The sequence below is a fragment of the Nodosilinea sp. AN01ver1 genome (assembly GCF_050565655.1).
Taxonomy (GTDB): Bacteria; Cyanobacteriota; Cyanobacteriia; order Phormidesmidales; family Phormidesmidaceae; genus Nodosilinea.
On sequence record NZ_JBNXVS010000030.1, the window covers coordinates 15068 to 38214 of the forward strand.

20 protein-coding genes are annotated in these 23147 nt (G+C 53.7%); 11 read left to right on the forward strand and 9 right to left on the reverse strand.

Translation table 11 applies throughout. The features are described from left to right. Positions 1-381: 381 nt before the first annotated feature. Entirely contained in the window at positions 382-1896 is a 1515-nt protein-coding gene (locus tag ACQ4N7_RS20070) for an amidohydrolase family protein (RefSeq protein WP_430713265.1), read from the reverse strand. 15 nt (positions 1897-1911) lie between these two features. Next, complete coding sequence (hydA, locus tag ACQ4N7_RS20075; RefSeq protein WP_430713266.1) at positions 1912-3345, reverse strand: dihydropyrimidinase; 1434 nt, start codon at positions 3343-3345, stop codon at positions 1912-1914. 239 nt (positions 3346-3584) lie between these two features. Here hydA and ACQ4N7_RS20080 point away from each other — a divergent pair, with 239 nt between their 5' ends. Then, positions 3585-4268 (forward strand): aspartate/glutamate racemase family protein, encoded by a 684-nt coding sequence (locus ACQ4N7_RS20080; protein WP_430713267.1) that lies wholly within the window; start codon positions 3585-3587, stop codon positions 4266-4268. On the opposite strand, the gene ACQ4N7_RS20085 is transcribed toward ACQ4N7_RS20080, so the two are convergent. Continuing rightward, positions 4265-5611, reverse strand: coding sequence for an amidase (locus ACQ4N7_RS20085; RefSeq protein WP_430713268.1), 1347 nt, complete (start codon positions 5609-5611; stop codon positions 4265-4267). The genes ACQ4N7_RS20080 and ACQ4N7_RS20085 overlap by 4 nt on opposite strands. A gap of 660 nt (positions 5612-6271) precedes the next feature. Here ACQ4N7_RS20085 and ACQ4N7_RS20090 point away from each other — a divergent pair. The 7 genes from ACQ4N7_RS20090 (at position 6272) to ACQ4N7_RS20120 (ending at position 13953) form a co-directional block, all read left to right on the forward strand. Next, a complete protein-coding gene (locus tag ACQ4N7_RS20090) occupies positions 6272-7816 on the forward strand; it encodes an amidohydrolase family protein (protein ID WP_430713269.1) in 1545 nt (514 codons plus the stop codon). A gap of 112 nt (positions 7817-7928) precedes the next feature. Next, on the forward strand, positions 7929-8996 hold the full coding sequence (locus ACQ4N7_RS20095) for an ABC transporter substrate-binding protein (RefSeq protein ID WP_430713270.1): 1068 nt from the start codon (positions 7929-7931) through the stop codon (positions 8994-8996). A gap of 78 nt (positions 8997-9074) precedes the next feature. Beyond that, positions 9075-9971, forward strand: coding sequence for an ABC transporter permease (locus ACQ4N7_RS20100; RefSeq protein ID WP_430713271.1), 897 nt, complete (start codon positions 9075-9077; stop codon positions 9969-9971). 43 nt (positions 9972-10014) lie between these two features. Then, positions 10015-10821: an ABC transporter ATP-binding protein gene (locus ACQ4N7_RS20105; RefSeq protein WP_430713272.1), complete on the forward strand. Its 807-nt coding sequence runs from the start codon at positions 10015-10017 to the stop codon at positions 10819-10821. A 34-nt stretch (positions 10822-10855) separates the two neighbouring features. Continuing rightward, positions 10856-11347 (forward strand): TIGR03943 family putative permease subunit, encoded by a 492-nt coding sequence (locus ACQ4N7_RS20110; protein ID WP_430713273.1) that lies wholly within the window; start codon positions 10856-10858, stop codon positions 11345-11347. 299 nt (positions 11348-11646) lie between these two features. Further along, entirely contained in the window at positions 11647-12606 is a 960-nt protein-coding gene (locus ACQ4N7_RS20115) for a DMT family transporter (RefSeq protein WP_430713274.1), read from the forward strand. 36 nt (positions 12607-12642) lie between these two features. Beyond that, complete coding sequence (locus tag ACQ4N7_RS20120; protein ID WP_430713275.1) at positions 12643-13953, forward strand: MFS transporter; 1311 nt, start codon at positions 12643-12645, stop codon at positions 13951-13953. Between the two features lie 37 nt (positions 13954-13990). Here ACQ4N7_RS20120 and ACQ4N7_RS20125 read toward each other — a convergent pair whose 3' ends face one another. Together ACQ4N7_RS20125 and ACQ4N7_RS20130 are read right to left on the reverse strand one after the other, a co-directional pair. Continuing rightward, entirely contained in the window at positions 13991-15403 is a 1413-nt protein-coding gene (locus ACQ4N7_RS20125) for an amidase (RefSeq protein ID WP_430713276.1), read from the reverse strand. A gap of 5 nt (positions 15404-15408) precedes the next feature. Continuing rightward, positions 15409-16137 carry a maleate cis-trans isomerase family protein gene (locus ACQ4N7_RS20130; protein ID WP_430713277.1) on the reverse strand — a complete coding sequence of 243 codons (729 nt, stop codon included), beginning with the start codon at positions 16135-16137 and terminating at the stop codon, positions 15409-15411. 250 nt (positions 16138-16387) lie between these two features. Here ACQ4N7_RS20130 and ACQ4N7_RS20135 point away from each other — a divergent pair, with 250 nt between their 5' ends. Both ACQ4N7_RS20135 and ACQ4N7_RS20140 read left to right on the forward strand, forming a co-directional pair. Next, positions 16388-17239, forward strand: coding sequence for an FCD domain-containing protein (locus tag ACQ4N7_RS20135; protein WP_430713278.1), 852 nt, complete (start codon positions 16388-16390; stop codon positions 17237-17239). A gap of 5 nt (positions 17240-17244) precedes the next feature. Further along, entirely contained in the window at positions 17245-18846 is a 1602-nt protein-coding gene (locus ACQ4N7_RS20140) for a gamma-glutamyltransferase family protein (RefSeq protein WP_430713279.1), read from the forward strand. 47 nt (positions 18847-18893) lie between these two features. On the opposite strand, the gene ACQ4N7_RS20145 is transcribed toward ACQ4N7_RS20140, so the two are convergent. Then, the gene (locus tag ACQ4N7_RS20145) at positions 18894-19589 is read right to left on the reverse strand and encodes an amidohydrolase family protein (RefSeq protein ID WP_430713280.1); all 696 of its coding nucleotides are present in this window, start codon (positions 19587-19589) and stop codon (positions 18894-18896) included. A 34-nt stretch (positions 19590-19623) separates the two neighbouring features. On the opposite strand from ACQ4N7_RS20145, the gene ACQ4N7_RS20150 reads away from it, so the two are divergent. Beyond that, the gene (locus ACQ4N7_RS20150) at positions 19624-20589 is read left to right on the forward strand and encodes a Zn-dependent hydrolase (RefSeq protein WP_430713281.1); all 966 of its coding nucleotides are present in this window, start codon (positions 19624-19626) and stop codon (positions 20587-20589) included. A 248-nt stretch (positions 20590-20837) separates the two neighbouring features. On the opposite strand, the gene ACQ4N7_RS20155 is transcribed toward ACQ4N7_RS20150, so the two are convergent. From ACQ4N7_RS20155 to ACQ4N7_RS20165, 3 genes are all read right to left on the reverse strand, one after another. Beyond that, the gene (locus tag ACQ4N7_RS20155) at positions 20838-21092 is read right to left on the reverse strand and encodes a hypothetical protein (RefSeq protein ID WP_430713282.1); all 255 of its coding nucleotides are present in this window, start codon (positions 21090-21092) and stop codon (positions 20838-20840) included. 290 nt (positions 21093-21382) lie between these two features. Continuing rightward, on the reverse strand, positions 21383-21874 hold the full coding sequence (locus ACQ4N7_RS20160) for a hypothetical protein (protein ID WP_430713283.1): 492 nt from the start codon (positions 21872-21874) through the stop codon (positions 21383-21385). Then, positions 21871-22995, reverse strand: coding sequence for a hypothetical protein (locus ACQ4N7_RS20165; protein ID WP_430713284.1), 1125 nt, complete (start codon positions 22993-22995; stop codon positions 21871-21873). The genes ACQ4N7_RS20160 and ACQ4N7_RS20165 overlap by 4 nt, the downstream gene beginning before the upstream one ends. Positions 22996-23147: the final 152 nt, after the last annotated feature.

A 23147-nucleotide genomic window follows, 5' to 3' on the forward strand; every position in this document is an offset into this window, starting at 1 on the left:
CCCACGGGGTTGCGCTGCTTTTGATCCAGCGCATCACGAGTTCCATGGTTGCAAAGCGCTCCCGTCAAAAAATCCGTTTTGACTATTGGTTGGGGAATTTGTCTGACTTGACTGAACTGCCCTCTGAGAAGTCTGCTCATCTGGAGGTATCTGGTATTCGGCAGGGCAATTCCCCTGCGGAGACAGTTACTGAACGGCGGCAGGTTCGCTCCAGAGTTAAACTGAAAGGGGCAAAGGTTCGGGCCGTAGACAGATTCTTTACGTAACAGTATTTAGGTTGGTACACCAAGTCCCGCTCGGAAGCTGTAGTTTTCCCGTGGTAAAGCTCCACTTCTGGACTTGGATGAGATTTATAACCAACATCAAGAACTACCCTAAACTTCAGCCTGAGGCAGGAATGGAGGGGTCAATTTTTTGTTCTAAGCAGCGGTCATAGATTCGGCGATAGTAGGGCAACAACTCATTTACTGTGGCTTCCGAGTCTTCAAGGGTTGGTAATAATTGCCGATGTAGCTCACAAATGTTCTCAATGATTTGCGGCTCGTCAATGTTTATGAGGCGTCTATTTTCCATGACGACAGACCCGTCGACGATTACCAGGTCTACAGAGCCGCCAGTTTCAGCATAGGTAAGCTGCCGCAGCGGATGGTTGAGCGGCACAAAGGACATGCGATCGCACCGATAGCCCACCAGATCGGCGCGGTAGCCCACCGCTATTTTGCCCAAGTCGCTACCGTGGCCAAAGGCTTTGGCCCCGCCAACGGTACCGCAGTGGAAGGCTTCTGCGGCTGAGACCCATTGCTCTGGCGGGTCGTGGGGTGATTTGTTGAGCAGGGCAGCGGCCTGGACCACGGAAAGCATGTTGACGCTGTCGCGGGAGCCGCAGCCATCGCTGGCCAGGGCTACGTTAACGTTGGATGCGAGAAATGAGCGCAGGGGCATCGACCCACTGCCCAGTTTGAGGTTAGACAGGGGGTTGTAAACGGCGCTAGCCCCCGAACGGCTGAGCGTTTCAATATCCTGAGGGGTCAGCCAGACGCAGTGCTGAAGGGCCAGACGCTCAGACAACACCCCTAAATCGTCTAAATAGTCGACCATGGAGCGCTGGTAGAACAGCTGGCCAGTCACTGCCTGCAATCGGGTTTCGAGTAGGTGGAGAATCATCGGTAGGTCGTAGGTCTCGGCCAGGTCGGCTAGTTCCTTTAAAAAGGAAGCGGTACAGCGCTGGGGGGCCGAAGGGGCAACCACATACCCGACCCGATTCTGACGCGGATGGCGAGTTTGGGCAAGGTGATGAGCAATCTCTAGCAGGCGATCGCGGTTGGGAGCCCCCTGGCGATCGAGAGCCTGGCGCTGGGCGGCGGGCATTTCCTCATCGAAGAAGGGCACCGCCCGGTAGAAGGGCAAATCGTAGAGGCTGACGCTGACTAAGGCCCGCAGGCCAATGTCGTCGTAGGCGCGAAACACCGCCTCAATGCAATCCATCGAGAGCTGGGGGGCTTGGTTCACATCGTCGACCACAAAGGTGGTGCCCGTTCGCAGGGCTTCGATCGCGCCAATCAGCGTGCGCAGGTAGACCTGGTCGGGGGTGAGGGCAGGCGGCGGCACCGGGGGGCGGACAAAATGCATCCACAGTTCTAGAGGCAAATTGTCGAAGCGACCCTTATGGAAATGCTCGTGGGAGTGAAAATGGCCGTTGATTAAACCGGGGGCTACGAGCCGCTGGGTGGCGTCTACCACTGCACAGTCGGGGGGATGGGCCAGATCTGGCCCCAAGGCAGTAATCACACCCTGCTCGATCAAAATATCGGTGTGGGGTAGCGCCGGGGCGTGGGCAGAGGGCAATACCAGGGCGTTTTTAATAATTAGGTTACCCGGAGACTGGATTGCAGCCATAAAGTGATTAAACGTCTAAACAACGGGGCGATCGCGGCGGTAGGGTTTGGCATAGGCGGGGCGATCGCAGGGGAGAAACTGGCCCCGCCCCGCTGTAGCGGTGAACTGCCCCTGCTGGTAGACCACCTCACCCCGCGAGAGCACCACCTCGGGCCAGGCTTGCAGGGTCATGCCAGCGTAGGGGGTGTAGTCGACGTTGTGGTGCAGATGGTCGTTGGTGAGGATGATCGACTGATCGGTATTCCAAATCACCACATCGGCATCGCTGCCAATGGCGATCGTGCCTTTGCGCGGATACAGCCCGTAGAGTTTGGCTGGGTTGGTGGCTGTGAGGGCCACAAAGGTATTGATATCAATCCGATCCTGCAACACGCCCTCAGAAAACAGCAGCGGCAGGCGGGTCTCGATGCCCGGTATGCCGTTGGGCACATACTTAAACGCCGCCTGGGTGCCCTGAATCTGTTTCCCCAGCGGGTCGGCGTAGCGAAAGGGGGCATGGTCAGAAGAAAACACCTGAAACACTCCATTTGCCAGCCCATCCCAGACAACCTGCTGGTTAGCTTTATCCCGAGGGGGAGGGCTGCAAATACATTTGGCTCCCTCAAAACCGTGCTCGCCACCCAAATCCTCCTCGGTGAGAAACAGGTACTGAGGGCAGGTTTCCCCGTAAATTCTGAGGCCACGATTTTGAGCCCACTGAATTTGCTCGATCGCCTCGGCCCCAGACACATGCACAATCAAAATCGGCACATCCACTAGCTCCGCCAGGGCGATCGCCCGGTGGGTGGCCTCTCGCTCGACCAGCATGGGCCGAGATGCCGCATGGTAACGGGGGGCTAGGCGGCCTAGGCGCTCTAGCTTCTGAACCATCCAGCCAATGCAGTCTGCATTTTCGGCATGGATCATGACGAAGGCTTGCTCTTGCCGGGCCAGGGCGAGCATATCGAGCACCTGGCGATCGTTGAGCTTGAGGTCGTCATAGGTCATGTAGATTTTGAAGGAGGTGTATCCCATCTGAATCAGCTGGGGCAGCTCGGTCTCTAAGACCTCCGGGGTGGGGTCTGACACAATCAGGTGAAAGGCATAGTCAATCACCGGCTTGCCGTCGGCCCGCTGGTGGTAATCGGCGACGGCATCTTTAAGCGATCCGCCTTTCATCTGGCAAGCGAAGGGAATTACTGTGGTAGTGCCCCCACAGGCCGCCGAGACGGTGCCGGTATAGAAATCATCGGCCATCACCGAGTTATCGGACATCGGCTGATCGAGGTGACAATGGGCGTCGACGCCGCCGGGCAAGACCCACTGCCCCGCCGCATCGATCACCCGATCGCCCTCTAGATAATCGGCCAGGGCAACAATGCGGCCATCCTTGATGCCTAAGTCGCATTGCATGATGTCTGTTGCCGTGACAACGGTGCCGCCGCGAATCACTAAATCCAGAGTCGTCATGTTCAAAATCCCTTCAGGGCGAGCTGGGTCATCCCCGATTTCATACTTTGCCAGATCTGCTCTAATTTTTATTTCAAGAGCCTTTCGAAAGCTTCCAGTCTTAATTTACTCATAGACTGTATACAAAAATAATGATAAGAGCTGTATAGACAGCTACGAAGTTCTGCGGCGTGATTTCCCCCGGACAGCCCCTGGACAGCGTTGCTTAGTTATGTTTTTTCAACCCGATTGGAGTCGTGATGAAACTAATATTGGTCAACAGCAACTCCACCCAAGCGGTGAGCGATCGCATGGTGGCGATCGCCCACACCGTTGCCGCCCCCGACACCACCATTACTGGCATTACCGCTCCAGGCCACGCGGTAATTCGCTCCCATTTTGAATTTGCCGAAGCCGCCGTGCAGACGGTTGAGGCCCTCAAAGCCCACCATTCTGGCCATGACGCCGCCATCATCGGCTGCTTTGGCGATCCGGGGCTGAAGGCGGCCCGTCACGAGCTAGCTATCCCCGTGGTTGGCATCGCTGAGGCGGCGATGTTGAGCGCCCACTTGCTGGGGGGCTACTACAGCATTGTCACCTTTGGCGCGCACAACGCCATGAATATCACCAACCTAGCCCGCGACTACGGGCTGCATACCCGGCTGGCCTCCGTGCGTATTGCCGACATCAGCTATGGGGCCATTTTGGCCGATCCTAACCAGGCGATCGCTGCCTGCCGAGCCGCCTGCCAGCAGGCCCTAGAGCAGGACAACGCCGACGTGCTGATTTTGGGCGGTGGGCCAGTCACCGGGCTCTCTACCCAGCTCGCCGCCGACTTGGGCGTGCCTGTGCTCGACGGCGTTGCCTGCGCCACCAAACTGGCTGAATCTTTGGTGGCCTGCGGCTACGCCACCAGCCGCCAAGGGCTGTACCAACCCTGCTAAACCGGCGGCGCTAACTGGCAGGCATCGCCCAATTGGACCATCACCCAATTGGCTACGGCCAAGAGGTGCCCATCGGCACCCCGCGCCCCCACTAGCTGAATTGCTAGGGGCAGTTGATTCTTAGCTCGCCCAACCGGAATACTCAGCGCTGGGACACCTAGCAAAGTCCATGGACCGCAGAACTTAAAGGAGCCAGTATTGTGCAACCCCACCGGGGCTGGCCCGGTGGTGACCGGGGTGATCAGGGCATCAAACTCAGTCCAAAGCGGCGCTAAGGCAATGCTGTAGCCAACCACGGCTTGCCGCGCCGCCCCGTAGGCCAGGCTGCCGTAGGCACGACCCCGCTCAATCACCTGTCGCAGCTGAGGAGACAGGGCTTCGCCGTGGCGATCGCAATCTGAGCCATGGTTGATCGCAGCGCCACAGGCCATCAGCACATCGATGGTGGCCAAGTACTCATCCCAGGTTGAGGGCATAGAGACGTCGGCTACGGTTGCCCCGGCCTGGGCCAGCGTCTCTAGGCTGTCGACCAGGGCAGCTTGGGCCTCTGCTTCTACCTCATGCCAGGCGGAGGTACGCACGAACCCTATCCGAGGCGGTCGCCCTAGCTGAAGCGGCTCGTTAGGCATCACTCCGCCCAAACAGTCTGGATCACGGCCATCCACACCCATCAGCACCGAACAGAGCAAGGCAATATCCGCCAGGCTGCGGGCAAACACCCCCACATGATCGAGATCGCGACAGACGGGCATAACGCCAAACCGAGAGAGGGTGCCAAAGCTGGGCTTAAACCCCAGCACCCCGCAGTAGGCCGCTGGTCGTAGTACTGACCCTCCGGTTTGGGTACCAATGGCGACCGGCACCATGCGATCGGCTACCGCTGCCGCCGAGCCACTAGAGCTACCGCCAGGAGTATGGTTCGGGTGATGAGGGTTTTGGGTTTTGCCAGCTCGAGCCAGGGCGTACTCGGTAGAAACCGTTTTGCCCATGATGATGGCCCCAGCGGCCCGCAGGCGTTCGACCACAGCGGCATCGTAGTTTAGCTGCTGGCCAGCATGAATGGAGGTACCCCAGCCGGTAGGCATATCTGCCGTAGCGAAGATGTCTTTGATCGCCACCGGAATGCCGTGGAGAGCGCCTAGGGGAGCACCAGCAGTTTGGGTGCGATCGCAGGCGATCGCCTGGTCAATCACCTGGGTAGCATCCAAATACTGCCAAGCTGCAACCCCCTTCTCCCGTTGACCAATCCGCTCTAGAAAGGCTTGGGCCAACTCCAGCGATGAAAACTCCGCCGCAGACAATCGAGCGATCGCTTCAGTCGCCGTCAGATGATAGATAGTCATAGGGCTAAAACTACTTGTAGGTCAGTGACATGACCATGCAAATGGCAGGTCTGTACTGTACAGCAAACCAGCTCCGCTTAGAATGACATTTGCAAACGCGGGATGTACCCATGGACGCTGATGAGCCAAATGATTTTGGGATGCATTTTTTTAATCAATTCATGAATTGTGCTTATAACAGGTCTCAATCTAGGCTGATATATCCCGGCCTAGTTCTAGCTCTAACAGCAGAAACAGGGCAGCTTTATTGACGACTTTAGAACCTAAGTTTCAGGTGCCAGGAACATTTCGCTGAGAGACAACGGGAAGATTTATACTGCACTGTACTCCTCTAGGGCATTTTGCTTAAGAACTCTGCTGCATAGGGAGGCTGGAAATATTTTGCTAATCGTATAAGCCTATACATTCCCCTCAAGATGATGGATGTATACAAGATGCATGGGCTTTAATTTAACACCAGTCAATTCTTTTTTGAAGCCCTAGGTGCAGTAGTCCTTTTTTTGAGCAAGGTATTGGTTCGACGTCTTGAAAGATGCCGCTCAGTGTTCTACTGAGCGCATACATCTTCCAGGAAATTTTCAAAGTCTACTTCATGAATGATGTATACATATCTCATGAAGTAGGCCACTCGAAGCTGCTTATTTGTTTGAGGTGATTCCCGTGGTATCGTCCATTATTCGAGGCAAATACATCATCTGTAAGGTGTTGAGCCGAACAGAGGCCGACGTCATTTGTGATGGGGCAATCTTTCAGCAAGATGGCCAGATTATTGACATTGGCACCTACGAAGAAATCTCAGCTAAATACGAGGCTGACGAACTTTTAGGGTCTTCCCAAGATGTGGTAATGCCTGGTTTTGTCAATAGCCATCACCACGTTGGGCTCACCCCCTTTCAGCTCGGTTCCCCCGACCATCCCCTTGAGCTTTGGTTTGCCAGTCGCATGGCGGCTCGCACGGTCGATCCCTACCTCGATACCCTGTATTCCGCCTTTGAAATGCTGGAATCAGGGATTACGACGGTTCAGCATATCCACGGCTGGCGTAAGGGGCCAGCCGCTAGCTGGCCAGCTATTACCGAAAAAATTCTCAAGGCCTACGAAGACATTGGCATGCGGGTCTCATACTGTTTTGCGGTGCGTGACCAAAACCGACTGGTCTATGAAGCTGACGAAGCCTTTGTCGAAAAATTGCCGCCCAGCATTGCCCCTGAAATTGGCGCTTACCTCAAAGACCAAGCGGTGCCAGTCCAAGACTATATGGATTTCTTTGACCATCTTTGGCAGCAGTGGAACAAAGGTGCTGAGGGCCGGGTGCGGATTCAAATGGCACCAGCTAACCTGCACTGGTGCTCTGACGATGCCCTCATGTTGCAAAAGGAGTATTCCGAGAAGTTTGGTGTGGGCATGCACATGCACCTGCTAGAAACGGCCTACCAAAAAGAATACGCCCACCGTCGTTCAGGCAAATCGGCTGTGCGCCACCTCTACGATCTAGGCTTTTTAGGCCCTCATCTAACCCTAGGTCACGGCGTTTGGCTGACCGAAGAAGATATTGAGCTCGTCAAAGAAACTGGCACCATGATCTGTCATAACGCCAGCTCTAACCTGCGATTACAGAGTGGTATTGCCCCCTTAAACCACTTTGCAAAGCACGGCGTCAAGGTGGGTATTGGTCTCGACGAAGCCGGGATCAACGACGACCGCGACATGCTTCAGGAGATGCGTCTGGTGCTAAAGCTCCACCGCGTTCCCGGCATGGATGAGTTGGTGCCAACCTCACCCCAGGTGTTTCAAATGGCCACCGAGCACGGTGCAGAAACTACCGGGTTTGCCGATTCGGTTGGCACCCTAGAGGTGGGTAAATCAGCCGATTTAGTCATGATGAACTGGCACCACATCGCCTATCCCTACCTCGATCAAGATGTCCCGGTTTTGGATGCTGTCATTCACCGCAGCCGTATGTCTGGGGTCGATATGGTGATGGTCAATGGTGAAGTTGTGCTGTCACAGGGTAAGTTTACTCGCATTGATAAGGAGGCCATTTTAGCCGAGCTAGCCGACTCCCTCAATGTCCCTCTTACCCCTGAGGAAGAACGGCGGCGAGAACTATCTAAGGAGGTCTTTCCCTACGTCAAGGGCTTTTATGATGGCTGGCTAAATCACTCGGGGTGTAACCCGTTCTACTGCCAAAATGCCCACCATTAGAGCCACAAAACTCCCTGCTGGGTCAATCCAGCAGAGCTATCCGAGAGCTAATTCTATCCATTGATTCACGTTTCAAGAGTTTCTGAGTAATTGTACAAAACTGGAGAGAACAATGTTTAACGGTGGACTTAATTTAGACAACCTATTTGCCGGACGCACCAGCCGCCGCCGGGTTTTGCAACAGGCTACGCTATTTGGGGTGTCAGCTGCGATCGCTGCCTGCGGTCGCCCTAGCCAGCAAGCCAGCCAATCAACGGGGATTAGAGAGGTCAAATTTACCCATGGTTTAGGCCTTTGCAATATGCCCTTGTTCTATTCCATCGAAACCGATCTCTTTAAAGATCGAAACGTCAAGGGCAGCCTGTCGATGACCATTGGGGCCGGAGATTCAGCGGTGCAGTTGGCCGCTGGTCAGGTCGAGATGGCTGTCACCCCCTATACCAATGCTTTGGCCGCCTACACCAACTCTCCCAGCTTCCAAATTGTGGCTGGTAGTGGTGTAGAAGGACTCATGCTGATCTCTAGCCCAGAGGTAAAAACCATTGCAGATTTAAGGGGCAAGAAATTGGGTACTGCCCAGGCCGATACCCTAGAGATTATGGCCTTTGACTATCTCAAAGCTAACAATCTCACCTATAACGATGTCGAAGTTGTTTACTTTGGTGACTCGTTTGAAACGACAGCTGCCATGGTTAATGGAGATATTGCAGCCTGTACATTAATTGAGCCCTATTCAACCTCTGTACTCAACCAGATTAATGGCAACCGATTAGGAGATGGTATCGATCTGTACGGTCAGGCTTACCCAGACTGTGTACTAGCAGCTAGAAAAGACTTCATTGAGCAAGAGCCTGAAGTTGTGAAGAACGTGATTAAAACGTTCTTTGAGGCGCAATACCTGATCGAGAATGACTTTACAAAAGCCGCCGAAGTCACCATGGGCAAATACTACAAAACCGAAATGGACAACCTGCTCACCGCCGCCCAAGCTCAACCTCCCGGTGTCGATATTCGCGACAAGCGCGATTTTATGTTTGAGCGCTCAGACAGCATGCTGGCCCTCAATTATATTTCCCAAGCTCCGGATGATGATTTCGTTAACTTCTCTTTGCTGGATGAGGTTATTCAAGAAAACCCAGAGCTTTGGGATCGCGTAAATGTAAAGTCACAGTCTGTATAAACAACCCATCGCAGATCGCCACCGAGTACGTTCAGCACAGATGTGGACTAGCTGTCCTCAACCTTGAGAAATAGAGCCATGAAAACACAGCTTCCTCTAGCTACAGTTGACGAGCCAACTATACAGGCCCAAGTCAGAAGTCGAAGAAAGAAAACAAGGGTAAAAACCCTGAAGCACTATGGCGAAAAAATTGGCTGGCTAGTGGCTTCGTTAACAACATTTGTACTGTTTTGGGAATCCCTAGCCTTTTTGGGGCTAATTGACACCGCTATCCTACCGCCGCCCCACCAGTTTTTAGGGGAGGTTACCAATCAAGAGCAGTTCTTTGATCGCCAGTTGGGTGCTACCCGCGTCGGTGGTAACTTCGTAGCTCTAACCGCAATCAGTGCTACCCTCAAGCGAGTTTTCGCTGGCATCTTTTTTGGTTTTATCGCAGCTTTCTCCTGCGGCTTATTCGCCTCTTACTTCAGGTTATTCGGCAAACTGACTCTGCCCACATTCACGCTTCTAGCCCCAATCTCCGCCACTGCCTGGATTCCTTTGGCTATTTTGCTATTTGGAGTCGGAGATGCCCCAGCCATTTTCATTGTATTTATTGGCATCTTCTTCTCTTTAACCTTAGCTACAGTAGACTGCATCAAAAATGTCGATCAACTGTACATTAACACTGGCCTGGTTTTAGGAGCTAGTCGATGGCAAATTATGCGCTTTATCGTTGTGCCAGCGATCATCCCAAGCTTGTTTGTAGTGCTAAGGATAAACTTTTTTGCGGCTTGGGCCTCGGTACTGGCTGCCGAAATGGTGGGTGTTAACACCGGGCTAGGGGCTATGGTAATGGTAGCTCGACAAATGTTTAATGTCAGACTGATGTTTTTAGGTATGACGCTAATTGGTCTAGTGGGCTATACCATTGACGTGTGCTTTGCCCAGGTGCAAAATCGGGTGCTTTGGTGGAAGGCGGCCACCAAAATCTAATTTCTATCAAGATTAGAACGTGTTGCAATAAGAGGGTATCCCTGTGGGCGAAATTTTAGTTAGAGATGTCAGCAAAATCTGGGGCATTGACACACCTGAGGAGGTTTTAACCCTAGATCGCGTTAGTCTTACCGTGCGGCCCGGAGAGTTTTTGGTCATTATTGGGCCAAGTGGCTGTGGCAAAAGTACGCTGCTCAACATGATGGCAGGCCTAGATACGCCTACTTCAGGCCTGGTTCTGCACAATGGCCAGTCTGTCGTTGGGCCTAGCCCAGATCGATCGCTGATTTTTCAACAGCCATCCCTACTGCCCTGGCAATCTTTAATTGACAATGTTGCCTTTGGGCTGACCCTGAAGGGCATGGGTCGGCGGGAGCGATATCAAAGAGCCCAGGAATTTTTGAGCCAGGTGGGGCTTCAAGGCTTTGCCCGCAAATATCCGCACCAGCTCTCTGGGGGTATGCAACAGCGGGCCAGCATTGCCAGAGCCCTTTGCTTGGGAACCGATATCTTGCTCATGGACGAACCGTTTGCGGCCCTAGATGTACAAACGCGATTTAAAATGCAGGAATTTTTGCTGGATATTTGGAAAGGCTCCGGCAAAACCGTTGTGTTTGTTACCCACCATATTGATGAGGCAATCTTCTTAGCTGACCGGGTAGTTATTTTGACCTCCCGGCCAGGTCGAATACTGGATACCGTTGACATTGATATGTCGCGCCCTCGAGATGTGGCCAGTGCTAGTTTTGAGCACCATCGCTCTCTGTTTATTGATCATTTGCGATCGGAGGTGACTAAAGCCTTTGAGCAGCAGGAGTTAGTGGAGATGTTCGACACCAGCATTAAGTAATGGTTTGAGTTTTTAGTTCATCTATAGACAGACAATGCTCAAAACGATTAGCCTTTGGCAAGATTTAGCCAGCTTAGTAAAGGGCACTAAAGGAACACCTGAAGACAGCAGTGCTGAAGATGCCGATTTTTGGCGCTATGTCGAACCGGCGGGTAAGGAGCCCGATCCGCTAAAGCGCAATGTTTTGCAGTGGCGCAGGTTAATTCTCTCTACCAAAGATGCTGTGTCTGTTTTTGCTGGTCAGCCAGTGCAGGTGATTGGCTATGTTGATCGGAGTAATCTGACTGAGCCCCGTCTGTTTAATTTAGTCAGGCCGGTGATTCGCTGTTGCTTGGATGACACTGTGCCCTTAGGCATCCCTGTTTTCTCACAGGATACCGAGCAACTAACGCTGGGTACGTGGTTGATGGTTACTGGTCTATTGATGCCACTGAAAATTAATCAGCGTGAGTCGCTGGTGGTTAAGCCTGACAGTATCAAATTAATTTGTAAACCAGAGAGGGCTTATATCAATGGTGTATTTTAGATCTCTAGCTTTTGATGGCTAGACAACCCCAAGTCCTGTTTGTTTATCCTCAATTTGGGTGCATCTCAGCTGTGTAACCTACCCTGCGGGAAGCGAGCTACACCCTACATTCCTTTCCCGAGGGGAGAGGAATTTTGAAATCCCCCAATCCTTCTCCTTTAGGAAGAAGGGTTGGGGGATGAGGGAGCCGACTTTGTAAAAGTGGGATTCACCCCTCAACTTTCAGGAGCAAATGCTGTTTTCTCTTATAAAATTCTGATTGAAATTGGGGATTGTCGAATTCAGCCTAGATACCAGCCATGACTTCACTAGTATTATTCGGTTTGGCAGCTATTCTAGGTACAGGAAGTAGCTTTTCTTCTGCCATCAATGGTCTGATTGGTCGTGAAATTGGTTTGGTCAAGGCGACTTTCCTATTCCTCAGTTTGGGAACGTTGTTTTCGGCTATTTTGGTCTATTTATTTGAGGATAATTTAGCTCTATCTGAACTAACTAGTATTTTTTTAAATCAACCATATTTACTAACACCAGGCTTTATCAATAGTATTTTCATCATTATCATCATCCGAGCCACGGCAATTGTTGGTACTACTTTGACCACAGCCTGTCTATTTAGTGGTCAGATGTTGATTAGTCTTTGGCTAGACCATGTAGGTTTTGCGGGGTTGAGGATGATTCCGATCACACCTGCACGAATAGCTGCGGTAGTTGTCTTGTTGATAGGGGTGACGTTGCTGAGCTTGTCTCATCAAGCTACTGCTGCTTCGGTAGTATCGATGCAAGTTCCTAGGCCGACTAAAAACCTTTTTAGAGCACAACCCAAAGCTTGTGCTGTTGTAGCAGTTTTAGGGGTTGGTGGCCTGCTAAGCGGCGCAAACTCTCTCAATGCGGCGCTGGGGCAAGAGGCTGGGGTATTCACCGCAACCTTACTTTTTCTGGGGCCGGGAGTATTTTTGCTGCCCCTATTCTCTATGGTGGCTAGCCCTCGAAGAGAAAACTGGGCTTTGAAGACTTGGCGACCAATTTATTTTATGCCTGGCATGATAAACGTTGTTTCAATTGCGGGGTCTGTATTTTTGATTCCGATCATTGGAGTGCAGGTGATGGTGAGCACCATGTTTACTGCAAAAGTCTTTACAGGCTTGTTTATCGATGGATTTGGCTGGTTTGGCTTGCCCCAATCTCCGATTACAAGACTGCGGTTTATTGCGGCATTGATGTTGAGTTTGGGAGTTTTTCTGTCATCGTTTTATGCTTAGTTTTATGTTTGGATTTTGGTTGAATGTAGATTTAGTTTGGCTCCCTATATTGTGTCTAAAAAATTCCCTAGCCGTGCCAAGGCAAATCATGATGACGGCCTCTACCAGGGTTATGGCTTTAAAGGAGTATGGCTCAAGCTGAATCAGATTCAAAGTACAAGGGCGTTTCAATACCCAGAGTTTCGCGGTGTCTGGACTACAGCGGTTTTGGCCGGATTGGCCAATTCCATCGAGCGCCTCAGCGTAGGCTGGTTTATTTTAGAGCAGACTAACTCTGTGCTGTTGACGGCGTTGTCGTTTGCTTTGCGCAATCTACCCAATTTGGTGTTTGGGCCATTGGGAGGTGCGGCTGCCGACAGCTTTAAGCGATCGCGTCTGCTCAGAATCACCCTGGGCAGCAAAGGCCTAATTTTAGCCTCAATGGCGCTGTTGCTAATGACTGGGCAATCGCCCGTAGGGCTGATGTTGTTCTTAGTCTTGCTTCTGGGTATTGGCTTTACCTTTGAAGTGCCCACCACTCAGGCCTTAATCACAGACAGCGTCCCCCCAGAGCTGACGGCCAACAGCATTGCGTTATATTCGGTTGGCACTCGGGCTATTAGTTTGGTGGGGGCAATTGTCAGTGGTGTTTTGCTGGAGCTGATCGGGGCACATGGGGCATTTTTAGTCGCCGCCGCTGCCCTAGGCTTCGGCAGCTTGGTCTTAAAAGATATTCAGCCCCAGACTGTTGCGATCGCGCTGCCCTGGCGGGCGGTGTTTAGAACCGCTGTGGAGGGGCTGATCGCCATGAGCCGTCTGCCTATCGTCCGCATTCTGTTAAGCTTGACGATTTTACTGGAAATTTTTGCCTACTCCTACCAATCGCTCCTGCCGTCTGTTGCTCGCGATGTGTTGAATGTCGGGGCAACGGGGCTAGGTACCCTGAGCTTTGGGGCTGGGATTGGGTCTTTGATCGGTTCGATTACCCTGTCGTGCTTGGGAGACATTCGCTGTAAGGGGATGGCGCTGCTGCTCGTCACCAGCACCTATGGGCTGTTCCTGGTCGCCTTTTCCCTATCCACCTGGTTTTCACTATCAGGGCTTTTAATTATCGGCGTGGGCGCAATGGCCTCGCTGTTTGATGCTCTGCAATGGATTACCCTGCAGCATTACGTTCCCAATGATATGAAGGGCCGCGTGATTGGGGGCTGGCTGTTTGCCACTGGGTTTGGCTGGCTAGGCCATGTGGTGTTGGGTGCTTTGGCAGAGCTATGGGGAGTGCAAACGGCTCTGGGGCTAAGCGGGGTTATCGTGGTGGTTCTAGGGGGTGGATTGATGGCGTTTTCGGCCCGATTGCGCCAGGCCTAACCGGGATTATTTATGATCCTAAAATTCAGATTTGATATTACAACCCTGCCATCGCTGGCCTAGGCCAGCGATGGCGAAAGCCCAGCTGTTCTTGTAAGAAATACGCAAACTGGAGCATCTGAGCTTCGGCCTGGGGCGGGCCCACTATTTGTATCCCAACAGGTAAACCAGACTGCGTCCAGCCACAGGGGATAGATACCACCGGCAACCCGGTCAGTGACAGGGTGTAGGTAATGGCTAGGTAATCAACTACGTTGCCCAGGGCGGTGCCGTTGATATCGAGTACTGCCGTTTGGGTACTGGGAAAGGGTAAAACGCTGGCGCTGGGCGTTAGCAAAATATCGTGTTGCTCAAAAAAATCTAGGAAATTGTTGAAGATTTTGCCCCGCTGGGCCTCAGCCTTTAAGTAATCGGCTGCCGTCACACCCTGACCCTGCTCAATTTCCCAGCGGAGGGTTTCGTTGAGCTGGTCACCATGGTTCTCTAACAACGACTGGTATTGATGAAAAACGATCGCCCCACGCAGGGTTTCAAAGGCAAATTTTGCCCCGCTACAATCGATCGTAGCGGGGCTAGTATGGGGGCAAACCTGGGCGATCGCTGCGATCACCTGCTCAAACACCTCCGCCACTTCGGTCGCAATCGGTGTCACTCCCAAATCTAAGCTGTAGCCAATACGGGTTTGAGGTCCGCCATCGCTTGAAAAGGTCGGTCGTGGCCAGGTCTGGGTGGCGATCGCCGTTGGATCGCGATAGTCGACTCCAGCCATGGCCGTGAGCATCAGGGCCGCATCTTCTACCGTGCGGGCCATCACTCCGTCAGTGACCAGCGATTCCCACGGCAGCGGTTTGGGCCAGCGGGGAATGCGCCCCTGGGAGGGTCGCAGCCCAACCAGACCGCAAAAGCTGGCCGGGGTGCGCACCGAGCCGCCCATATCGGTACCCTGGGCCAGGTAAGCCATGCCGCTGGCTACCGCCACCGCCGCTCCACCGCTGGAGTCACCACAGGTTTTAGCCTGATCGTGGGGGTTTACTGTGGTGCCCAGGATGGAATTGTGGGTGCCGGTACCCATCCCAAATTCAGGGGTGCTAGTTTTGCCGAGAATAATCGCCCCCGCCGCCCGCAGCCGGGCCACGCACAGATCGTCCTGAGTTGGGACATGATCGCGGTAGAGCAGAGACCCATAGGTGGTGCGCAACCCAGCGGTGGCCGTGAGGTCTTTGATGGCAATGGGCACGCCGTGCAGACAGCCTAGGGGCAGGCCCGCTTGCACCGCCCGGTCAGCCGCCCGGGCAGCCACTCTGGCCTGCTCTGGGGCTAGGGTAATAAAGGCCTTAAAGGTAGGGTCAAACCGGGAAATTTGCTCAAAACAGGCTTCTACAGCCTCTAGAGAACTGAGCCGCCGGGTGCGAATGGCCTGGGCTAACTCGGTGGCCGAGAGCTTGTGCATCTCCACTAGGGCAGATCGGCAAATAGGCTACCCCAGCCTTTTACCAAGGTGGTGTCTACGCCTGCAAGGCGCAGCGATTTCCAAACAGCAACGGTGACGGTATCAAAAATAGGAATGCCAATATCTTTTTCAAGCTCTGCCACTAACGGCGCAGCGCAGAGGTTGGTGCAAAACGTCGTGATCGCCTGAGGTTGAGCATGAGCCACCTGGTAGACCATGGCCGAAATTTTTTCGGCATCAACCTCAGCAAAGGAAAAGTTGACCTGCAAATTTAGGTGCTGCTCTGCAATGCACTGAAAGCCCTGCTGAGCAAAGTTGGTCGTAACTTTGGCTTGGACATCGTCGGTGTAGGGCGTAACGAGGCCAAACTGAGTGATATTGCGAGCCAAAAAAATCTCTTGGAGAGCCAGTACTGATGTTGTCGCTGGAATGCCGGTGGCAACAGTAATTTGGCGACAAAGCTCACGATCTTGCTCAATCCCTAGCCACCCGGCAGAAGTGCCATTCCAGGCAATGACATCGACCTTGGCATCAGCCAGTAGCTGAGCGGCCTCCAATAAAGCCGTGTTTTCAAACTGTTCTAAGGCTGACAAATTAAGGGAAATTTCTGTAACTCGAAACCGGCTAAAGTGAGCCGACACCCCCGGCAAACCAACCAGCATAGCCTGGGTAATGGGCTCTAGAACCGTGTTGGAAGAGGGAGTCAGCATACCCAGTCGAATGTGTTGGCCCATAGGTCGCAAGGTTATAGATTGTAATTTTTAGTAGGGGCAAACCCCGAATCGGACAGAAATTGATTTACTACGATCGCAGTTTTATTGCCTGGTATGAAAAACTGCGTATAATGTATACACTATTAATGACAAGAACTGTATCCCAGGCTACGCTTGCTCGCTTTGGATGATGACTTTAAGGTCCTCATGCCTGCCCCGGCTTGCTGATGTCAGTGGCTAAAGCCGTTCAGCTCACTAAGGAGAATATCCTTTGATTCTGTCTCAAAAAGCACCTAGCCGCAGTAGCTCACTCTACGAGCAAACTTACTTAGCCCTACGCTCCGCCATTTTGTCAGGAGACATCGCTGCCGATGAGCGACTGATTGAAACCCAGCTAGCTGACCAACTAGAGGTCAGCCGCACTCCCGTACGAGAAGCCATCCGTCGTTTGCAGCAAGAAAGCCTGATTCAAGTGGACTCTGACGGGGGGTTATATATTGTCAAACTCTCTTTAAAGGATGCGATCAAACTCTACGACTGCCGCATCGCCCTAGAGCGGCTGGCGGTTTTAGAAGCCTGTGAGCACGCTACCCCTCACCACCTGCAAAAAATTGAGCAAAACTTGGTTTTAGCTGAAGCCGCTGCTAAAGCGAGCCCATCAGCCCAGGGCAACCCAACCGTAGACAGCATTCGCCTGCTCGAACTGAGCTGCGAATTTCACCAGCTAATTGCCAAAAGCTCAGGAAATTCGTGGATTGTTTCGCTGCTAGATCAGATTTCTCAAAAAATTACGCTGATTCGCGTTCAGACCCTAAAAGGATTAGATCAGCTAATCGATATTGACACTGAGCATCGCCAGATTTATGAAGCGATCGCCCGGCGGGATAGCGCCGCCGCAGAGCAGCAAATGGTCAACCACTTAAGGTCCAGCCAGGCCAGAATTGTCGAAGTGTTTAAACAGGCTGAATTGGCGACACAAGCCTCCTTTAATAGCAGAACTAAGTGTCCTCGCTGTGGCTCCTTTGAAATTAGCCGCAATGGACGACGGGCAGGACGACAAAATTACCTCTGCAAGGCCTGTGGGCGGCAGTTTTTAGAGTATGGAATTTTTCCCAATGGATAGACCCAATGGACAGCTGGACTGATAGTTTAAGCCACTATCCCTATGGGTCAACGCGGCGGGTGGTACTGGGGTCTAGGCAAGCCGTCGCCACCAGCCAACCCCTAGCGGCCCAAGCGGGGATGGAAATGTTTTTAGCCGGGGGCAATGCGGTGGATGCGGCCCTGGCGATGGCGATCGCCCTCACGGTGCTCGAACCCACCTCCAATGGCATTGGGTCTGATGCCTTTGCCCTGGTGTGGGATGGTCAACTGCACGGTTTAAACGGAGCTGGCAAGAGTCCTCAAATCCTCACCCTAGACCAGGTAATTGCCCTCGGGCAGATGCCCCAGATCGGGTGGCTACCGGTGACTACGCCTGGGGCCGTCTCAACCTGGCGATCGCTCTGGGAACGCTGGGGTCAACTCCCCTTTGAGCAGCTGTTTGGCCCGGCTATTTACTACGCCGAGGCAGGGTTTCCGGTCGCTCCAGAAACCGCTCGGGCCTGGCAAAGCGCCGCCCCGCTATTCTTGGCCCAAACCGCCCCCGTCTTTGAGCCCTTGCAGCAGGTCTTCTTTAAAGGGGGTAGGGCTCCTCGGGCGGGGGAGATTTGGGCGAGCCCGTCCCATGGGGCTACCCTGCGGGAGATTGCCGCCACGGGCGGCGAGAGCTTTTATACCGGTGGGTTAGCTGAGCGCATGGCCACCTTTGCCGCTGAGACCGGCGGATTGCTCACCCAGGCCGATCTATCAACCCACCGGGCAGAATGGGTGCCCCCTATCCACACCACCTATCGGGATCTCACGGTCTGGGAAATGCCCCCCAGCGGGCAGGGGGTAGCTGCCTTAATGGGGCTAAATCTGCTCGAAGGTTTCGACTTGGCTCGCTATCCCCGCGATTCGGTGGAGAGCTACCACCAGCAAATTGAGGCGATGAAGCTGGCCTTTGCCGATGTGCAGGCCCATGTGGCGGATCCAGCCTGGATGACCATAACTCAGGCGCAGCTGTTAGACAAAGCCTACGCCGCCCAACGGCGGCAGCTGATCGGCGATCGCGCCCGCCTAGCTCGAACGGGTCTCACCCAGGGCGGCACTGTGTACATGGCCGCCGCTGATCAAGATTTAATGGTGTCGTTCATTCAGTCAAATTTTGAAGGGTTTGGCAGCGGCATTTTGGTACCGGGCACGGGCATCGCTCTGCAAAATCGAGGTCGGGGCTTTAGCTTGCAGCCGGGGCATCCCAACCAGGTTGGTCCCGGCAAGCGACCGTTTCACACGATCATTCCAGCCTTTTTGTCTCGCGGCGAAGAGCCCCTCGGGCCGATGGGGCTAATTGGCGGTCACATGCAACCCCAGGGCCACCTGCAAGTCGTAGTGAATCTCGAAGACTACGGTATGAACCCTCAAGCGGCCCTGGATGCTCCCCGTTGGCAGTTCTTAACCGGTCAAAAAATAGCCTTAGAACGGTCTTTGCCCCACGCTTTGGGGCTAGGACTGAGCGATCGCGGTCACAGCGTGCAGATTGGCCTGGAGAGCCGTCAGTTTGGCAAAGGGCAGCTGATTTTGCGCCATCAGGGCGTATTGATCGCCGCCTCTGATCCCAGAGCCGATGGCCTGGCGATCGCCCGCTGACCCTCGCTACTCACTCAGAAAGATAATAGCAAGGGTCAGGTCAGGCTTTACCCTTTTTCAATGCGGGTAAAGCGCTCAATGGGCAGCGGCTGAGCCATCGCCTTTTGGTAAATCGCTTCAATGGCAGGCAGCAGCCGTTCGGCCTGGCGATAGATTTCGGCTCGTTCCGCCTCATACTCCCTTAATAGGTCTTGTATTTCTGCCAGCAGGGCCGATTCATCGACGGTTAGCACCGTGCCATCGGCCACGACCAGCTTGCCATTAATAAAGACTTTGCCAATGGACTGACCATGCTCAGCATAGACCAGGTGAATTGGCAGATCCCCTCGGGGAATAAAGCTGGTGCTGTTGAGATCGTAAAGCACCAAGTAGGCTTTCATGCCCGGCGCGATCGCACCCACTTGGTCTTGCAGCAAGGCCGAGCGAGCACCGCCATAGGTAGCCCACTTCAGCACATCCTTAGCGCGAGGATAGCGAGAATAATCGGGATGGGTAACTGAATGCACCTGTCCGGCCATCTTTAGCACGTCAAACATATTAAATGAGTCGTTAGAGCTCATGCCGTCAGAGCCCAGGGCAATGTTGACCCCAGCATCCATTAGCTGACGGATGGGGGCAATGCCGCTGCACAGTCGGTGGTTGCTGACCACGTTATGAATCACCGTCGCTCCGGCCTCGGCAATGAGTTCGACATCGCGATCGGTCAGCCAGATTCCGTGGGCAATGGCGGTGCGATGGGTCAAAAAGCACTGCCGGCCTTGGCTACCGGGTCTCACATTGACACGGTACCTGCCGGGGGGCCGCTACGACGGGGCCCTCGGGGTGCTGGCAGGCATTGAAGTGGTCGCCACCCTGCACCAAGCGGGGCAGCGGCTCAACCACCCTATCGAGGTGATTGTCTTTACCGACGAAGAAGGGGAAATGATCGGCAGTAAAGCCATGGCGGGCACCCTGCATCTCGATAACCCCGAGCCCTTTCGGCGGCTGGACGGCACCGCTATTCAAACCTGCCTTCAGCGGATTGGCGGCGACTGGGATGCCCTCCCCACCGCCCAACGCACCGCCCAAGATTTGGCCGCTTACCTAGAACTCCATGTCGAACAGGGTGGCGTGCTGGAATCGGTACAGTGCCAAATCGGGGTCGTGCAGGGCATTGTCAGCCTGCACCGCTACCAGGTGGTGATCACCGGGCGGCCCAACCATGCGGGCACGACCCCCATGCCCCTGCGCCAGGATGTCCTCTACGCGGCATCGCTCCTGGTGGCCGCCGTCCACGATGTGGCGACCAATCCGCCGGGCGATCAGGTCGCCACAGTCGGTTATCTCACGGTACAACCCAACGCGGCTAACATCGTGCTGGGCCGGGTAGACCTCACCATTGACCTGCACGATCTATCCCTGGAGGTAATCAACAGAATGGTGAATCATCTCCAGCAGCGCATTCAGGCGATCACATCGGCGACCCACACGAAGATTCAGATGCAGCCCCAGTACGCCGTGGACCCTACGCTGGCCAGTGCCACGCTTCAAACGACCATTGCCGCCGTTTGCGACAGCCTTCAACTCAGCCATTACTCCATGTCCAGTCGGGCCATCCACGATGCCCAAGAAATTGGCCGTATTACTCCCATGGGGATGATTTTTGTGCCCAGCCAGGCTGGGGTTAGCCACGCCGAAGATGAATATACCTCGCCTGAGCAATGCAGCCAGGGAGCCAATGTGTTGCTCAACACGCTGCTGTAATTGGATGGCATCCTTTCGGTCTAAGCGAGAATCCATATTGAGACCAACAAGGGCTTCCGATTGGTTGAATCGTAAACTTTTGAGCCCAAAGACCAGAGATAAAACATATATCTACCCGGGCTTGGCCCTGACTCTCTATCAAGTGATATGAATCATAATGGGTCCAATCTTTTGAAAAGTAGGGTTTACATTCGCAATTTCTGGACGATGAGGCAGACTCAATACCAACACCCAAGAAAAGCTTAGTGTTAACGGCGAGATTTCTGCTGGTTGCTGAGCAGACTTTTTTGATAGGTTTCGATCGCCTGCAAGTGTGCTGTTGGGTTGCCTCGATTGTGCAGCCAGTCTTGAATCAGCTCTAGGTTGTAACGCACGCAGCGGCTGTTGATTCGCACCCAGTGGATGCCCTCAATCCAGTCGCCCTGAAGGCGGTATTTCTTCAGCGTTGAGCCGCTGAGGTCGAGCCGTTCTGAAGCCGTTCGCTTATTGACAAAAAGAAGCATGGCACCCAACTCCTGGGTTAACGACAGGGCCAAAGCCCGAAACAGAGTTGGTAGAGCGTTGTGGTGCAGCCCTGACTAATAGGGCAGGTTGCACTGTCCTGATGCTGTCATTCTAGGGGAGCCAGGAAAAGCCAGACTGATATACAGCTGATTAATTTACAGTACTTATTGATTATTCAGCATGAATAATCATCCTATGGGAATTCTTCCCTAGCCCTCAACAGGAGCGCTAGGGAGGGAATGGAGATGCAGAATCACCACCCAGCCGCTATCCCTGGATGAGATTTCCTTTATTCATTGAGGATGTTTCCGAGGTCGCCAAGCTCGTCGCCATCCATCGCTACCCCTTGCTCGATATCCATTGGTGCGGGGGCAGGGGTAGAAGGTGCGATCACCCCGCCCCCTCTGACGACAATCACCAACTCCTCCAGGATGGCTTCCAGGCGAGTGGTATTGCTCAGTGGGGCCGGAACACCACCATCGGATAGGACGGGATTAGCGATGTGATAGCGATCGCACAGATCAGCAATCTGCTTTACCAACCGCTCCACACAGTGCCGCGCCATGTCCTGAATTTCCGAGACCGATAGTTCGCCGTGGAACTCCTCAGCCAGGGGACGGTAAAACGCCATCATGGCATCCATCCCTTGCTGTCGGCCCTGACGCCCGGTGAAGTGCGGATTGTTCAGCAGATAATTCAGCACCACTGCTGTCGCTGCCGGGAACTGGGCGTTGTAGATGAACTTGACCCGATCCGGATGCGGGTGACTATTTTGACTCATGCCCTCACCCCCAATCGATTGACATCGCCAAGCAGCGCCTGGAACAGGCCAAAGCCGTCCGTCATCCGCATTGGCAATGAGGGCAGTTCCACTGCTTCCGGCAGCTGGGCGTTGACCAGTTGGGATAACGCCTCCTGGTGCTCCCAGGCAAAGGATAGACGAGGGACAAACCCCCGCTCCTCAAAGAACTGCCGCAACGGTTCTCGCATCAGATAAGCCGCTCCACCCGCCAGCACCACATCGCCCTTACCGGTGGCTAGACTTGGCAACAAGTGATCGGTGAAGTGGGATTCCAAACTGGCCAGATATGCCGCTTCCACCTGGGCGATCGCTGCCGAGAAATCAACTGTCGTTCCCTTTGCCACCGAATACTGCTGAGCTTGACGAGTTTCCAAAGCCCTTAGCAGCACGTCGTATTCCGTTACTGACACCCCTGCCGCATTCGCCGCTTTTTCAAACGACTCCCAGAAGCCCGGAAACTTTGAGGTCGATTTGGCCGAGTTCAACGTCCCCGTTTCAAAAGCCAGTTGGGTGCCGTTGCGGTGCCCCAGCATTTCAATCCAGGTGGTGCGCTGGGCGATGGACACCCCAGTCTGCTGAAGCTGAGCTTTGCGCTGGACGTAAATACCGTAGCCCTCAGGCCGGAAGCTGAGGGTCAGATTGACCCGATACTCTGCTGCGTCTTGAAACCGAAAACCTTCCCCCAGAGCCATCAATCGAGATGAGATCTGCTGACGGGTTACCAATTCATTGATGGGTAGCAGCACCCAGACTACGGCATCAAAGCGACTGGGCAGCCCCTCGGTTTTAGCGATCGCCCCCAGCGCCCCTATGATCCGATCGGGAGCCTTCAGGCTTTTGTCCTCCTTAAAGCTGTTGTAGTCGAGAAACCGCTGAGCGGCCTTACCCACAAACGTCAATACGTCACCATTGCGGTACCACGCACAATCTTGCGGACGACCTCCAGGGTTGCTCGACTCCATCCCAGCGGCCTCGCGTTGGGCTACTTCCGCCTCCATCCACAGGGCGTGAGTTTGGCCCTGGCGCAGCTTGTAGAAGAACTTGCCGCCTGACTTACCTAAGTCGCAGGCCAATAAAAGCGTCGGAGCATGAGAATTCATAGGAAAACCTCTTAATCACTGACCTAATTATCAGCATTAACTCAGCTAAATCCGTGCAACTTCGTGAAACTTTGTGAAATACGTTGTGAGTGTGCTAGAGAAACGTGACCTTTCGGGATTGATGCTACAAATGCTGATTGAATGGAATATAA

Bases quoted from the DNA above. Each gene is read 5' to 3' on its own strand.
- ACQ4N7_RS20165 (WP_430713284.1), bottom strand. From the start codon at position 22,995: ATGAATTCTCATGCTCCGACGCTTTTATTGGCCTGCGACTTAGGTAAG.
- ACQ4N7_RS20095 (WP_430713270.1), top strand. From the start codon at position 7,929: ATGTTTAACGGTGGACTTAATTTAGACAACCTATTTGCCGGACGCACC.
- ACQ4N7_RS20100 (WP_430713271.1), top strand. From the start codon at position 9,075: ATGAAAACACAGCTTCCTCTAGCTACAGTTGACGAGCCAACTATACAG.
- ACQ4N7_RS20155 (WP_430713282.1), bottom strand. From the start codon at position 21,092: ATGCTTCTTTTTGTCAATAAGCGAACGGCTTCAGAACGGCTCGACCTC.
- ACQ4N7_RS20160 (WP_430713283.1), bottom strand. From the start codon at position 21,874: ATGAGTCAAAATAGTCACCCGCATCCGGATCGGGTCAAGTTCATCTAC.
- ACQ4N7_RS20140 (WP_430713279.1), top strand. From the start codon at position 17,245: ATGGACAGCTGGACTGATAGTTTAAGCCACTATCCCTATGGGTCAACG.
- ACQ4N7_RS20080 (WP_430713267.1), top strand. From the start codon at position 3,585: ATGAAACTAATATTGGTCAACAGCAACTCCACCCAAGCGGTGAGCGAT.
- ACQ4N7_RS20110 (WP_430713273.1), top strand. From the start codon at position 10,856: ATGCTCAAAACGATTAGCCTTTGGCAAGATTTAGCCAGCTTAGTAAAG.
- ACQ4N7_RS20130 (WP_430713277.1), bottom strand. From the start codon at position 16,137: ATGGGCCAACACATTCGACTGGGTATGCTGACTCCCTCTTCCAACACG.
- hydA (WP_430713266.1), bottom strand. From the start codon at position 3,345: ATGACGACTCTGGATTTAGTGATTCGCGGCGGCACCGTTGTCACGGCA.
- ACQ4N7_RS20070 (WP_430713265.1), bottom strand. From the start codon at position 1,896: ATGGCTGCAATCCAGTCTCCGGGTAACCTAATTATTAAAAACGCCCTG.
- ACQ4N7_RS20085 (WP_430713268.1), bottom strand. From the start codon at position 5,611: ATGACTATCTATCATCTGACGGCGACTGAAGCGATCGCTCGATTGTCT.
- ACQ4N7_RS20115 (WP_430713274.1), top strand. From the start codon at position 11,647: ATGACTTCACTAGTATTATTCGGTTTGGCAGCTATTCTAGGTACAGGA.
- ACQ4N7_RS20125 (WP_430713276.1), bottom strand. From the start codon at position 15,403: ATGCACAAGCTCTCGGCCACCGAGTTAGCCCAGGCCATTCGCACCCGG.